The following is a 13,662-nucleotide window of genomic DNA, read 5'->3' as shown; positions in this document are numbered from 1 at the left end:
GGCGACCTTGGCGGATAAAATCCATCAATTCTAATTACTCTATTTTTCGATTATACATAAATAATGTCTATCAATCGTATTTCGATCTATCACCTCGAAACGCTGCTCTGGATCGACCGCCTCGGCACCTTTTCGGCCGCCGCCGAACGGCTCAACACGACCCAGCCCGCAGTGTCGGCGCGGATGCGCGAGCTTGAGCAGCGGCTGGGCACGACGCTGTTCCGCCGCGACGGACGGACGATGTCGCTGACTGCGGCGGGACGCAAGCTGGTCCGCGACTGCGACCCGTTGCTCCGCGACATGCAGGTCGCGCTGCTCGGCAGCGGCGGTTTCGCCGAAGCGAGCGGCGTCGTGCGGATCGGCGCGGGGGAGATTGCGGCGGCGAGCTGCCTGCCCGCCTTCGTCGCCGCGCTCAAGGCCGAGATGCCGAACGTCGGGCTCGAGATCGAGATCGACCTGACCGCCAACCTCATCCAGCAACTGCTCACCGGCCGCACCGACATTGCCTTCGCCGCGGGCCCGATCGCGCATCCGGCGCTCAAGACGCGGCCGATCGGCGAGGTCGCGCTGGTCTGGCTCGCGAGTCCGGCGGTCGCCGCCGCCTTCGGTCGCGGCGACAGCAGCCAGCCCGTCCCCGTCTGGTCGCTCGCCAGCCATTCGCCGATCCACGGCCGGATGCGCGACGCGATCCAGGCGTCGCGCATTACGCAGAAGTCCCTGAACCTCTGCAACAATGCCCGGACGATGATCGACATCGCCAAGGTCGGCGGCGGCATCGGCATCTTTCCCGAACCGATGATCCGCGCCGAAATTGCGGTCGGCGCGCTCACTCCGATCGCCGACATGCCCGCACTCGCGCCTGTCGAGTTCCACGTCGCAATGCGCGTTTCGGACACCGAGCCGGTACTGACGCGCATTTTCGACCAAGCGGCAAAGCTCGATCTCGCGGAAGCGGCGGCCTAACGGCGGCGGGCTCCGACCGATAGTTACCATCAATGCTGTGTACCCCGGCGAAAGCCGGGGCCCAGAGCGCCATTGCGCAACCTTGGCCTTCTAACGCCCTGGGCCCCGGCTTTCGCCGGGGTGCACCAAAGAGCGAACGTCAGCTTCCCACACCAATGCCGCCCTTCATCCCGCAGCTAGCAAATCCGGCGTCAGGGCAGCGCCATCCCCAGCGCCGCCGACAAGTCGGCGAGCGCCTGTTCGCCGCTCGTCACCTTGATCGCGTGCATGCCGAGCCGGCTCGCCGGTTTGCAGTTGATGCCGAGGTCGTCGAGGTAGATGCAGTTCGCCGGTTCGACGCCCAGCGCCTCGCACATCATCAAATAGATGGCGGGATCGGGCTTGCGGACGCCCGCCTTGCTCGATTCGATGACATGCGCAAAGCGCGCCATGATGCTTGCGACCTCGTTCGCGGCCTCTTCGCTGCGCGTCATCCCGGCGCCCTTGATGCCCTTGCCGCCGGGGACGTTGTTCGTGATGCACGCGATGGTAAAGCCCTGCGCCTTCAACGTGTCGAGCGCCGCGACCATCGCCGGGCGGACGGCTCCCGCGATGACCGCGAGCACCGCTTCGCCTTCGAGCTCGTGCCCCAGCGCCCGCGCTTCGGCGGCAAATTCGGTGTCGAAACTCGCCGCGTCGATCTCGGCGCGTTCGAATTTCGCCCAAGCATTGTCGTCGGGGTTCGTCGCATTGACGCGGCGGACGAAATCGCGCGGCAGCCCGCGCTCCTCCTCCAGCCGGTTGAACGCTTCGAAGGGCGAGGCGGTGATGACGCCGCCGAAGTCGAAGATGACATGGGTGTAGCGAGACATGGCGCGGCTAGAGCGCAGATTGACGTTAACGTCAACCACCCGGTCAGGGTTCGACGACGATCCCCGCCTTGGGGTCGGTGCGGCCCGCGAGCATGTCGTGGTACGCGGCGAGCGCCGCCTCGCTCCCCTGCCGCTTGTCGATCGCCGTCAGGCGCGGCGCGACGTCCATGAAGCCGAGCCAGGCCTCCGCAATTTTCTGCCCGAACGCTGCCCCGCCCCAGTCGGCGATCCGCTTCTGGCTGCGCCCCGGCGCGAAAAAGCCCTGCCGTTCGGGACCGGGCAGCGGAGCCTCCCCAGCGTCGGCGTCCCAGTGCGACTTGCCGACGATGATCGAGGCCTTGAGATTATGGCCGAAATGGCTGTGCACCGCGCGCGTCACCGCGCCATTGCCCGCCATATCGACGAGCGCCGAGGGCGTCCCCGGATTGAGCGTCATGATGTCGTCATAGGCGATGACGCGATCATAGATGCCCTGCTCCGCAAGACTGGCGACATTGGCCTTGCTGGTCAGGCCGATCGTTTCGGGGCGATGCCCGGCACGCTGCGCGATCGAAAAGCCGAGCCCGATCGCGGTCTTGCTCGACGCGCTCGCGATCAGGATCTGCTCCGCGCCATAATCGCCATCATCCTCGAACTGGTCAGCGATCAGCCAGCCGGTCAGGAACAACGGGCGGAAAACCGGCCAATAATTATGGTCGGCGGCGCGATAGTCGGCCAGCGCCTCGATCCGCTGATAATTATTATAGATCGGCGGCAGCGTCGTCCGCCGCGGCGTCACGTCGGTGAAGCCGCCCGGCCCCGCCTTGCCGACGGTCAGCACGGCGTCGCTCGCCATCGGATAATAGCCATAGTAGCGATCGCCGACCGCCACACCGTCTACCGCGCTCTCGGTGACGGTCGCGAAACCCCATACGGGCAGCCGCCCCGGCTCGCCGCGCTCGGCGAAGAAATCCCAATAGCCCTGATCCCTCCCATTTTTATCTGGGCCAAACAGCCCGGCCGGCTTGCCGAACACCGCATAGGTGATGTTGTTCGCGGTCATCGCATAGCTGTCGAGGTGGACGCGCACCTGCCCCGGCGCGAGCGGCGCAGCGACACCCTCGACCAGATCGGCCCTCGTGATATCGTCGCGATCGATATCGATCGCCCAGCCAGCTCTGCTCATGTCCGGACCCCTCCGATTGGCTTGCCCGCGGCTGCGGGATCAACGATAGTCATACAGATGGCACTGCCCCTGACAATCGCGGTCAAACGCATCCACGAACCGGCCGGTCCCGGCGACGGCATGCGTTTCCTCGTCGACCGGCTTTGGCCGCGCGGCGTGTCGAAGGAAAAGGCGGCGCTCGCGGCGTGGCTGAAACCGCTGTCGCCCAGCGATGGCCTGCGCAAGCGCTATCATGGCGAAACCGCCGATTCGGACGAAGCGTGGGATGCGTTCCGGCTCGACTATTTCGCCGAACTCGATGCGGGCGGCGACGAGATGAAGGCCGCGCTCTTTACGCTCGACGCGGCGGCAGAGGCGGGTCCGGTGACCTTGCTCTATGCGGCGAAAAACGAGGAGCGGAACAATGCCGTTGCGCTCCGCGAATGGCTGGAGCGCCGCTAACCGATCGTCGTTCCGAGCAGCGATCCGATCGCGATCGTTACCGCCATCGCCACCGCGCCCCAGAAGGTCACGCGAACGACGGGGCGCAGCATCGGCGCCTTGCCCGCCCATGCCCCGAGCGCGCCGAGGATGGCGAGGAAGACGAGCGAAGCCGCCGAGACGGTGAAGGGCAAGGAATCGCCGCTGTCGACCAGCACCGTCCCCAGCGGCAGCGCCGCGCCGATCGCGAAACTCGCCGCCGAAGCCGCCGCCGCCTGCACCGGCCGCGCCGCCATCGCATCGGTCATCCCCAGCTCGTCGCGCAAATGGGTATCGAGCGCGTCATGCGCGGTGAGCTCGGCCGCGACCTGTTCGGCGAGCGCACGCGTCAGTCCACGCTGCTCGTATATCTGCGTCAGTTCCTCGAGCTCGAACTCGGGGTCGGCGGCGAGGTGACGTTTCTCCAGTTCGACGTCGGCCTTTTCCGCGTCGCCCTGCGAACTCACCGATACATATTCGCCCGCCGCCATCGACATCGCCCCCGCGACGAGCCCCGCGGTGCCGGTGACGAGGATCGAGGATTGCGACACGCCCGCCGCGGCCACCCCGGCGATCAGGCTCGCGGTCGACACGATGCCGTCGTTGGCGCCGAGGATCGCGGCGCGCAGCCAGCCGATCCGCGTGACGGCGTGGGTTTCCTCGTGCATGACGGCGCTCCCTGTTTCGGAGCGCCAAAACTGTCAGCGAGCGCGCTCCGACTTGAGCCCTGCTGCCGCGATCCCGGCGGCGGCGCAAGCGGCATCGTCGGCGGGCGCCTCGCCCGACGCCCCGACCCCGCCGAGCCGCGTGCGCCCGTCGGCGCTGAAGATCGGTACGCCGCCCGGCACGGTGACGACGTGCGGCGCGTCGGCAAAGCCCGGCGTGCCCTTCACTGCTTCCTCCATCCCGCTCGTTGCGAAGCCCCACGCCGCGACCGCGCGCGCCTTGGCGAGCGAGAAATCCATCATGCCGAACGCATTGCCGTCCATCCGCCAGATGGCGACCGGGTGGCCGCCCAGATCGACGACCGCGATCGCATGCCCCTGCCCCTTGGCGCGCGCGTGCGCGGCGCAGCCCTTGACGATCGCATCGGCCTGTTCGGCGTTCAGCACCTGCGCGCTTGCCGGCGCCGCGATCAGCAGCGCCGCGACCCATATCATCCTCATCCTCGCCTCCCCAATGGGGCGCGGGGTCAGTATTGGAGCTGCAGCCCCGGTCTGGCCCAGCGCGTCTTCACGAGCCGGCCCGTTCCCGACAGGGTGATATAGGCATCCTGCCGGTCGGGCCCGCCGAAGGCGATGTTGGTGGTGAAGATATCGTCGGTCTCGACAAATTCGACGAGCTGTCCGTCGGGACCGACGACCGAAATCCCGCATTCGCCGATCGTCGCGACGCAGATATTGCCGTTCGCTTCCATCGCGAGGCTGTCGAAGAATTTATAGCCTGCGGGGCGATAGAGCGGGATGCCCGGGCCGCCCGGGCCCGCGCTGTCATCAACCTTGCCCGGCGCGACGATATTGAACTGCGTCAGCCGGCAGGTGTAGGTCTCGGCGGCGTATAGTTTCGTCCCGTCGGGCGAGATGCCGATGCCGTTCGGGTTATAGCTCGGGAAGATGACTTCCTCGATAAAGCTGCCATCGGCCTTGGCATAGAAGATGCCGACGATGTCGTGGCAGCGCGCGGCGTAATCGACCTTGCCGTGATCGGTGAACCAGAAGCCGCCGTGCGCGTCGAACATGATGTCGTTGGGGCCGCGCAGCGTCACGCCGTGATCGCCGCTCTTGTACAACACCTCGACCGCGCCGGTCTCGATGTCGATGCGCTCGATCCGCCCGCCCGAATAATCGTCGGCGATACCGTGCGGCGCCAGATAGCCGTTCGATTCGACATAGTTGAACCCGCCGTTGTTGCAGCAATAAAGCTTGCCGTCGGGGCCGATCGCCAGCCCGTTGGGGCCGCCACCGGGGGTCGCGATGACCTCCTTCCGGCCACCGGGCCAGCAACGCGTGATCCGCTTCGCCTCGATCTCGACAACGATGACGCTGCCGTCGTCCATCACCACCGGCGCCTCGGGAAAGCGCAATCCGTCGGCGATCAGTTCAAACTCGGCCATCCTCGTCTCCCTTGCGTGTCCGCACTTGCTGTGCTTTGCGCCCATCATGCCCGTTCGCACGCTCTTCGCCACCAATTTTTACGAGGCCGATATCGGCACCCCCGGCCTGCTCGAAGAGCTGGAAGAGAGCAGCCGTCTGTTCGCCGAAGAGGATGGCGCCGGCCGTCGCTGGAGTCGCGAGCATGGTTATAAGGGCTACACCAGCTACGCGAGCCTCGGTGACCTGCCCGAACGCGATCCCGCCTTCCACGATCTCAAGAAACTGCTCGACAAAGAGGTCAAGGCGTTCGCCAAGGCCTGCCACTTCGACCTCGCCAAACCGCTCAGGCTCGACAGCCTGTGGGTCAACATATTGAAACCCGGCGGCACCCACAGCGGCCACATCCACCCGCACAGCATCGTCTCGGGCACCTTCTACGTTGCTGTTCCGCCGGGTTCGGGTGCGCTCAAGCTCGAAGACCCGCGCCTCGCGATGCTGATGGCAGCGCCCGGCCGCACCGACGACGCGCCCGAGCATCTCCTCCCCTTCGTCTACGCCGAACCCGCGGCGGGCCGTGTCTTCCTTTGGGAGAGCTGGCTGCGGCACGAAGTGATGCCGCATTCGGGAAAGGGCGAGCGGATCAGCATCAGCTTTAACTATCGCTGAGCCGGTCCTATATGGGCGCCATCCGACCACGCCCTTCAGGATTGCCCCATGACCGCGACCTACGACGCCGACCTCCAGCTTTTCATCGACGGTGCCTGGCGGAGCGGCGAGGGGCGCAACGAGCGGCCGGTCTATAATCCCGCCACCGCGGGGACGATCGCCGGGCTGCCCGTCGCGACCGCCGCCGACCTCGACGAGGCGCTCGCCGCGGCGGAACGCGGCTGGCCGGTGTGGCGCGCCAAGACGCCCGACGAGCGCGCCGCGCTGATGCACAAGGTCGCATCGACGATCCGCGAGCGCGTCGAACAGATCGCGACGCTGATGACGCTCGAACAGGGCAAGCCGATCGGCGAAGCGCGCGGGGAGGTGCTGTCGGCGGCGGGGCTGTTCGATTATTTCGCCGAACAGGGCAAACGCATCGAAGGCCGCGTCCTCCAGCGCCCGGTCGGCCAGCGTGCGATGGTGCTGAAACAGCCGGTCGGTCCGGTCGCGGCGTTCAGCCCGTGGAACTTTCCGGTCAACCTGATGGCGAAAAAGATCGCCCCCGCGCTTGCGGCGGGCTGCGTCGTCATCGCCAAGGCACCCGAGGAAACGCCGGGCTGCACCAGCGCGATCATGCGCTGCATCGCCGACGCCGGCGTGCCGGGCGACGTCGTCCAGCTCGTCTATGGCGACCCCGACATGATCAGCCGCCACCTGCTCGGCAGCCCGGTGATCCGCAAGGTCAGCTTCACCGGCTCGACCGCGGTCGGCAAACATCTGATGAAGCTCGCCGCCGACCGCGTCCAGCGGATCACGATGGAACTCGGTGGCCATGCGCCGGTGCTGATCTTCGACGATTGCGACCTCGAAACCACGCTCGACAAGGTGGTGTGGCAGAAGTTCCGCAACGCCGGGCAGGTCTGCATTTCGCCGACGCGCTTCTACGTTCAGCAGGGCATCTACGACGCCTTCGTCAAGGGTTTCGCCGAGCGCACGCAAAAGGTGAAGATCGGCAGCGGCCTCGATGCCGACACCCAGATGGGCCCGCTCGCCAACGCGCGCCGGGTTCCTGCGCTCGAAGCGCTGGTTGCCGATGCGAAAGCCAAGGGTGCGCGCGTGATCGCGGGCGGCGAAGCGACCGGCGACGGCTATTTCTTCCAGCCGACCGCGATCGCCGACGTGCCGCCCGAAGCCGATGCGATGAGCCACGAACCCTTCGGTCCTATGGCGCTGATCCGCCCGTTCGGCACCGAGGACGAGGCACTCGAACAGGCGAACCGCCTGCCCTATGGCCTCGCCGCCTTCGCCTTCACCGAGAACGGCCGCCGCATCAACCGCATCGCCGACCAGATCGAAAGCGGCATGGTGGGTGTGAACAGCTTCGTCATCTCGGCGCTCGACGCACCGTTCGGCGGGATCAAGGAATCGGGCTTTGGCAGCGAAAGCGGGCCGGAGGGCCTCGACGGCTATCTCGCCACCAAGGCGGTGCATATTTATTGACGGGGTGGAGAGCCATGTTCTCCTGACCCGTTCGCATCGAGCGAAGTCGAGATGCCCATCGGCGAGGCGCTAGGTCTCGGGGTGTCTCGACTTCGCTCGACACGAACGGAAAAGAGAGATCAGTCTCTTTCCAGCGCCACGAAATCGCGCGCCATGGGCGCGAGATGCGCACCGCCGTCGACGAAGATCGTCTGCCCCGTCACCGCCTCGGCACGCGCCAGCCAGGCGACCGCATCGGCAATCTCGGCCGGCGTCGGCAGCGCGCCGAGCGGCATGCGCTTCGCCAGCCGTTCGACCTGCGCGTCCGAATAATCGTCGGTCGCCATCGTCAGCCCCGGCGCGACGGCATTGACACGCGCCCGACCCCCGAACGCCACCGCCAGCGTTGCCGTCGCCTGCCACAGCGCCGATTTCGACAGGCTGTAGGCGACCTGGTCGGGCACCGGATGGACGACTCGCTGGTCGACGATATTGACGATCGCCGGACGCCGTCCCTCGCTCGCCGCGACGAGCGCCTTGGCGAGCATCACGGGCGCATGATGATTGACCTGCATCATGTCGGCGAGCGCTGCCGCCGACAGGTCGGCCCATTCGCCCTCGGCGAACAGCGCCGCATTGTTGACGAGCAGATCGGGCACGCGGCCGAACTTGTCGATCACCGCGGGCAGCAGCGCGTCGACCTCGGCCGGATTGGCAAGGTCGGCGGCAAAACGATGGCTCCGTGCGCCGGTTTCGGCGAGCGCGTCGGCGAGCACCGGATCGGCCTCGGCCGCCGACCTTTTGTGCAGCGCCAGCTCATAACCTTCGCGCGCCAGCCGCGCCGAAATCGCGGCACCGACCCGGTGCAATCCGCCCGTGACCAGCGCCAGCTTCCGCGTCATTTGCGCCCGCCCGGCCGGCTTCTGCGCATCGTGATGCCGATCTCCTCGCCGTCCTCGGCGATCGCGAGCTTGACGATCTTCACCTCGACCTCCTCGACCTTGTCGTCCTGCAGGAACAGGGTGTCGATGATATGGTCGGCGACGCTTTCGATCAGCACGAAATGCACGTCGTTCGGGATACCCTCGGTCGCCGCGAATTTGAGGTGCATATAGTTTTTCGAATGGCTGAGCGGCGTCACCGGATCATAATGGTCCGCCATCGCCAGTTTCGCACGCACCGAAATGCGCAGCGGCTGCGGCAGGTGGGTTTCTTCGGAATAAATGCCGGTCAGCACCTGGGTCGTCAGACCCGCCACCTCCAGCCACAATGTATCGGTCACAAGAAATTCCTGTCCGTCGGGGGCGACATTCGGCTTTGCAACGACGACCCCGGTCCCTAAAGCGCCGCCGCATTAGCGAAAGGGTGCGCGTTGGTCGAGTTACTTCCATTGTCCGATATCGAGCCGCAGGCCGTCGAGGATCTCCTCGACGCCGCTTTCGGAACGGATCGCTTTGGACGAACCGCCTACCGCCTGCGCGAGGGCGTGGAGGCGGTGCCGGCGCTCAGCTTCGCGGCTGTCGATGACGGCGCGCTGGTCGGCACGATCCAGTGCTGGCCCGTCGCGCACCGGTCAGCGAACGGCGCCGTCCCGCTCGTCATGGTCGGCCCCGTCGCGGTGCGTCCCGACCTCCAGCGCGGCGGCCACGGCCGCGCGCTGATGGCGCATATGCTGGAAGCGGCCGAAACGCAGGCCGACAGCGCGCTGATGATGATCGGCGATCCCGAATATTACGGCCGCTTCTTCGGCTTCACCGCCGACGCGACCGCGGCGTGGGACTTGCCGGGCCCGTTCGAGAAGCGCCGCCTGCTGGCCCGCGCGGTCAACGGGCATGGCCTGCCGACAGCCGCAGGGATGATCGGACCACGCTGACGACGCGCGGGGTTGCACCATCTGCTCACATTCCTATGTCGGTGACATGGTCACTCCCGCCCCTTCGCTTCCGAAAGACTTCGCACAACTTTCGCTCGCCGAGGCAGCCGAACTGCTCGCGGCGCGCAAGCTGCCGCCGGTCGAGCAGTGGCATCCCGAACGCAGCGGCGACAGCGCGATGGAAATTCGCGCCGACGGGAGCTGGTTTCACGAGGGCGGGCGGATCAACCGGCCAGCGATGGTCAAGCTGTTCTCGACCATCCTCCGCCGCGAACCCGATGGCGGCCATGTCCTCGTCACCCCGGCCGAAAAACTGTCGATTGCGGTCGAGGACACGCCCTTCCGCGCCGTCGAGATGAAGAGCGAGGGCGAAGGCGATACCCGCAAACTCGTTTTCCGGCTCGACACCGACGATCTCGTCATCGCGGGCGCCGATCATCCGCTCGGCTTCGGCAGCGATTCCGACAACCCCGATCCGCGCCTGCATGTGCGCGGCGAACCCGGCAACGGGCTCGAAGCGCGGATCGACCGCGCGCTTTATTACGAGATCGTCGACATGGCGCTGGCGGACGGGGCCGAGCCGCCCGCGATCTGGTCGAACGGCGCGCGCTTCCCGCTGGTGGACGCCTGATGCTGTCCGAAAAGCTGCGCGCCGCGCTCGATAATCTGCTCCCCGAAGCGGGCGAGGACGAGACCTATCTGATGGACGGCCTGCCGACGCTGCGCGATGCGGCGGTGCTGATCGCCTTCACCGACCGCCCCGACCCCGGCGTCATCCTGACCCAGCGCCCGCAGTGGCTGCGCAGCCACGCCGGGCAGGTCGCTTTCCCGGGCGGCAAGATCGACCCCGGCGACCGCGACGCGATCGACGCCGCGCTGCGCGAGGCCGAGGAGGAGATCGGGCTCAGCCGCCGCGACGTCATGATCGCCGGGACGACCGAAGCCTATCGCTCGGGCAGCGGTTACCACATCACCCCCGTGCTCGGGGTGATCCCGCCCGACCTGCCGCTCGATCCCAACCCCGACGAGGTCGAGGACTGGTTCGAAGTGCCGCTCGACATATTGTTCGACCCCGAAAATTATATCCAGCAGCACGCGCATTGGCAGGGCCACGATCGGCATTATTATGACATGCACTGGCAGGGGCGGCGGATCTGGGGCGTGACGGCGGGGATCATCATTAATCTGGCGCGGCGGATGCCGGCGGGCTGGCACCGGTGACCCGGCTGCCCGCCGCCGAATGGCAGGATCGTCCGGGGCTTCACCGCATCGTCGCGGCGCTCACCGCCGATGGCGGCGCGGTCCGGGTCGTCGGCGGCGCAGTGCGCGATACGCTGCTCGGCCTTGCGGTGTCCGACATCGACCTCGCGACGCCGTTGTTGCCGCAGGAGGTCGTGCGGCGGCTCGAGGCGGCGGACGTCAAGGTGATCCCGACCGGCATCGCCCACGGCACCGTCACCGCGATCGCCAGCGGCGACCATCACGAGATTACGACGCTGCGCCGCGACGTCGAAACCGACGGACGCCGCGCGACGGTCGCCTTCGCCGACGACTGGCGCGAGGATGCGGCGCGGCGCGACTTCACGATCAACGCGCTCTATGCCGATCCGGCCGACTGGCAGGTCGACGATTATTTCGGCGGCCTTGCCGACCTCGATGCCGGATGCATCCGTTTCATCGGCGATGCCGCGACGCGGATCGCCGAGGATCATTTGCGCATCCTGCGCTTCTATCGCTTCGCGGCGCGCTTCGGGCAGGGCGAACTCGATGCCGCCAGCCATGCGGCGGTCGTCGCGGCGCGCCATTCGCTGAAAAGCCTGTCGCGCGAACGCATCGCCGACGAACTGACCAAGATACTGGCGTTGCCCGACCCGCGCGCGATCGTGGGGCAGATGGCGGACGACGGGATCTTCGCCGTCATGCTCCCCGAACTCGATCCGGAATTTACCGCGGCGCTCGACCGGCTGCATGGCAATGAAGACGCGGCAGCGGTGCCCCCCGCGCCGCTCCGCCGGCTGTCCGCCCTCCTCCCCGCCAACGCCGCCGTGGCGGAACAGGTCGCAAGCCGGCTCCGCCTGTCGACCCGGCAGCGCAAGCATCTCGCGGCGCTCGCGGCGTATCGCGGCGACACCGCAAGGCCGCCGCGCCAGCTCGCCCATGCCATCGGTATCGACGCGGCGCGCGATGTCCACTTGCTCGCGGACGACCCTGCGTCGGCCGTAGCAGCGGCCAAAGCGCTCGCCGACTGGGAGGTTCCGGCCCTGCCGCTCAAGGGCGGCGACCTTGTCGCACGCGGCATCGCGGCGGGCCCCGAAGTCGCGCGCATCCTGAAAGCGGTCGAGGCTGCGTGGGTGGCGGAGGATTTTCCCGATGCGGCGCGCGTCGCCGAAATCGCCGATCAGAAGATCGGCCGCACCAGCGACTGACGCCAGTAATCGAGCGCCGCCTTGCCTTCCATCGGCCGCGCGAACAGGAAGCCCTGCCCGAAATCGCAGCCGAGCGCCGACAGCAGCCGGGCCTGATCGGCGGTCTCGACCCCCTCGGCGGTCGTTTTCATCCCCAGCACTTCGGCAAGGCTCTGGATCGTCCGGACGATCGCCACCTTGTCGCGGTCGTCGACCATATGCTCGACGAAGCTGCGGTCGATCTTGAGCACATCGATCGGCAGCCGCTGGAGATAGGCGAGGTTCGAATAGCCGGTGCCGAAATCGTCCATCGCGACCCTGGTATCGAGCGCCTTCAATTCGCTCAGCACCGACAGCGCGAGGTCGGGATCGCCGATGATCGCGCTTTCGGTGAGTTCGATCATCAACCGCTCGCCACCGATCTCGTGCGCCGCGAGGGCCTGCCGCACCACCGCGGCGATATCGTCGCGGACGAGCTGGATCGCCGAGACGTTGACCGAAAAATAGCAGTCGACGGGCGCACCGTTCTGCCGGTCCCAGTCGGCGAGCACCGCCGCCGCCTTGCTGATCACCCGCTGGCCGAGCGGGACGATCAACCCCGAATCCTCGGCGATCGGGATGAATTCGGTCGGCGGCACCGACTTGCCCTCGCTGTTATCCCAGCGGGCCAGCGCCTCGAACCCGGCGACCTTGCCGCTCGCCAGCTCGATCAGCGGCTGGAAGGCCAGGTGCAGTCGGTCTTCCTCGATCGCGTTCCTGAGTTCGGTTTCAAGCCCGAAGCGATTGTCCGACAGCATCGCGGCTTCGGGTTCGTAGATTTCGATCCGGTCGGTCTGTTTCGCCCGCTTGAGCGCGATCTGCGCGTGGCGGATCTGGTCACCGATATCGGTGTCAATCGCAGGCTGAATCGCACAGCCGAGCGCGCAGTCGACGCTGACCTTGAGCGTGCCGATGCGGAACGGGTGATCGAAGCAGCCGCGGATACGCCGCGCCATTTCGCGCACATCGGCGCGCCCGCCCGAAACGCGCGACGAAATGGCGAATTCGTCGCCGCCGGTCCGCGCCAATATGTCGCCGCTGCGCAAGCTCGACTTCAGCCGCCGCGCCACCGTGATGATCAGCTCGTCGCCCGCGAGCGGCCCGATATGTTCGTTGATGCGGCTGAACCGCGCGAGGTCGAGCAGCAGGATCGCATGGTCGCCCGCGGCGTCGCCGGCCGAACGCCGTTCGACGAGCTCCTCGAAGCCGGCGCGGTTGGGCAGGCCCGTCAGGCTGTCGGAAATGAGTTCGCGGCGCAGGTTGCGCTCGGTCATCATTTCCTGCGTGCGGTCGATCAGCGTCAGGAGGAACAGCGAGTCGTCGCCGCATTCGTCCGACAGCGGCCCGATCGACCCGCGCAGGTCGCGCGCGGCGGGACCTTCGCCAAGTTGGCACGAAAATTCCTGCCCCTCACCGGGCGCATGCGCCGCGCGTTCGATCGCGCGAAGCAGCTCGATCGGGGCATTGGCGCCCGCCGGCGACAGACGCAACCGGTCGAACGCGGCATTGCTCGCGTGCAGGCTGAAATTGCCGCGCTCCATCGGACGGATCAGCGCCGCCGGTACAGGAAGAGCGTCGATCCAGCCGACGTAAAGAGAGGGCCGGTCCGCACCGGTTCTGTCGATAGGCATAATAGCGGGTTTTGACCGACCTTTCCCCATTACCCAATGCGTAAAGTAGCGGGGGT

General features: G+C 66.9%; 16 protein-coding genes. 8 read left to right on the top strand and 8 right to left on the bottom strand.

What is annotated here, in order from left to right:
- The first annotated feature begins 63 nt into the window (after positions 1-63).
- On the top strand, positions 64-963 hold the full coding sequence (locus tag LH19_RS01900; RefSeq protein WP_054724433.1) for a LysR family transcriptional regulator: 900 nt from the start codon (positions 64-66) through the stop codon (positions 961-963).
- Positions 964-1,154: 191 nt separating this feature from the next.
- Here the strand turns inward: LH19_RS01900 and LH19_RS01895 are convergent, their stop codons facing one another.
- Both LH19_RS01895 and LH19_RS01890 read right to left on the bottom strand, forming a co-directional pair.
- Positions 1,155-1,814, bottom strand: coding sequence for an HAD-IA family hydrolase (locus LH19_RS01895; protein WP_054724431.1), 660 nt, complete (start codon positions 1,812-1,814; stop codon positions 1,155-1,157).
- 43 nt (positions 1,815-1,857) lie between these two features.
- A complete protein-coding gene (locus tag LH19_RS01890; RefSeq protein ID WP_054724428.1) occupies positions 1,858-2,979 on the bottom strand; it encodes a DUF2855 family protein in 1,122 nt (373 codons plus the stop codon).
- Positions 2,980-3,036: 57 nt separating this feature from the next.
- Between LH19_RS01890 and LH19_RS01885 the strand changes: the two genes are divergently transcribed.
- Positions 3,037-3,420, top strand: a complete 384-nt coding sequence (locus LH19_RS01885) for a DUF488 domain-containing protein (protein ID WP_054724427.1) — start codon at positions 3,037-3,039, stop codon at positions 3,418-3,420.
- Here LH19_RS01885 and LH19_RS01880 read toward each other — a convergent pair.
- Genes LH19_RS01880 through LH19_RS01870 form a run of 3 tightly spaced genes read right to left on the bottom strand, consistent with a single transcriptional unit; the run spans position 3,417 to position 5,551 of the window.
- On the bottom strand, positions 3,417-4,106 hold the full coding sequence (locus LH19_RS01880; protein WP_054724425.1) for a VIT1/CCC1 transporter family protein: 690 nt from the start codon (positions 4,104-4,106) through the stop codon (positions 3,417-3,419). The two genes, LH19_RS01885 and LH19_RS01880, sit on opposite strands and share 4 nt — an antisense overlap.
- Positions 4,107-4,139: 33 nt before the next feature.
- Positions 4,140-4,604 carry a GlcG/HbpS family heme-binding protein gene (locus tag LH19_RS01875; protein WP_082395378.1) on the bottom strand — a complete coding sequence of 155 codons (465 nt, stop codon included), beginning with the start codon at positions 4,602-4,604 and terminating at the stop codon, positions 4,140-4,142.
- 26 nt (positions 4,605-4,630) lie between these two features.
- A complete protein-coding gene (locus tag LH19_RS01870) occupies positions 4,631-5,551 on the bottom strand; it encodes an SMP-30/gluconolactonase/LRE family protein (protein WP_054724420.1) in 921 nt (306 codons plus the stop codon).
- A gap of 46 nt (positions 5,552-5,597) precedes the next feature.
- Between LH19_RS01870 and LH19_RS01865 the strand changes: the two genes are divergently transcribed.
- Together LH19_RS01865 and LH19_RS01860 are read left to right on the top strand one after the other, a co-directional pair.
- Positions 5,598-6,197, top strand: a complete 600-nt coding sequence (locus LH19_RS01865) for a TIGR02466 family protein (protein ID WP_054732864.1) — start codon at positions 5,598-5,600, stop codon at positions 6,195-6,197.
- A gap of 48 nt (positions 6,198-6,245) precedes the next feature.
- Entirely contained in the window at positions 6,246-7,679 is a 1,434-nt protein-coding gene (locus LH19_RS01860) for an NAD-dependent succinate-semialdehyde dehydrogenase (RefSeq protein ID WP_054724418.1), read from the top strand.
- Positions 7,680-7,798: 119 nt separating this feature from the next.
- Here the strand turns inward: LH19_RS01860 and LH19_RS01855 are convergent, their stop codons facing one another.
- Entirely contained in the window at positions 7,799-8,560 is a 762-nt protein-coding gene (locus tag LH19_RS01855; RefSeq protein ID WP_054724416.1) for an SDR family oxidoreductase, read from the bottom strand.
- Entirely contained in the window at positions 8,557-8,940 is a 384-nt protein-coding gene (locus LH19_RS01850; protein ID WP_054724414.1) for a dihydroneopterin aldolase, read from the bottom strand. The genes LH19_RS01855 and LH19_RS01850 overlap by 4 nt, the downstream gene beginning before the upstream one ends.
- Before the next feature lie 90 nt (positions 8,941-9,030).
- On the opposite strand from LH19_RS01850, the gene LH19_RS01845 reads away from it, so the two are divergent.
- The 4 genes from LH19_RS01845 to LH19_RS01830 are packed head-to-tail and all read left to right on the top strand — an operon-like array spanning position 9,031 to position 11,957.
- Entirely contained in the window at positions 9,031-9,531 is a 501-nt protein-coding gene (locus LH19_RS01845; RefSeq protein ID WP_054724411.1) for a GNAT family N-acetyltransferase, read from the top strand.
- Positions 9,532-9,577: 46 nt separating this feature from the next.
- Positions 9,578-10,162 (top strand): DUF1285 domain-containing protein, encoded by a 585-nt coding sequence (locus LH19_RS01840; protein ID WP_054724410.1) that lies wholly within the window; start codon positions 9,578-9,580, stop codon positions 10,160-10,162.
- The gene (locus tag LH19_RS01835; protein WP_145923325.1) at positions 10,162-10,752 is read left to right on the top strand and encodes a CoA pyrophosphatase; all 591 of its coding nucleotides are present in this window, start codon (positions 10,162-10,164) and stop codon (positions 10,750-10,752) included. Before LH19_RS01840 ends, LH19_RS01835 begins: the two co-directional genes overlap by 1 nt.
- Entirely contained in the window at positions 10,749-11,957 is a 1,209-nt protein-coding gene (locus tag LH19_RS01830) for a CCA tRNA nucleotidyltransferase (protein ID WP_054724408.1), read from the top strand. Before LH19_RS01835 ends, LH19_RS01830 begins: the two co-directional genes overlap by 4 nt.
- Here the strand turns inward: LH19_RS01830 and LH19_RS01825 are convergent.
- Entirely contained in the window at positions 11,930-13,606 is a 1,677-nt protein-coding gene (locus tag LH19_RS01825; RefSeq protein WP_234716057.1) for a putative bifunctional diguanylate cyclase/phosphodiesterase, read from the bottom strand. The two genes, LH19_RS01830 and LH19_RS01825, sit on opposite strands and share 28 nt — an antisense overlap.
- Positions 13,607-13,662: the final 56 nt, after the last annotated feature.

This window comes from Sphingopyxis macrogoltabida (genome assembly GCF_001314325.1).
Taxonomy (GTDB): Bacteria; Pseudomonadota; Alphaproteobacteria; order Sphingomonadales; family Sphingomonadaceae; genus Sphingopyxis; species Sphingopyxis macrogoltabida.
Note: the sequence above shows the minus strand (reverse complement) of the source record. Positions and strands in the feature narration are given on the sequence as shown.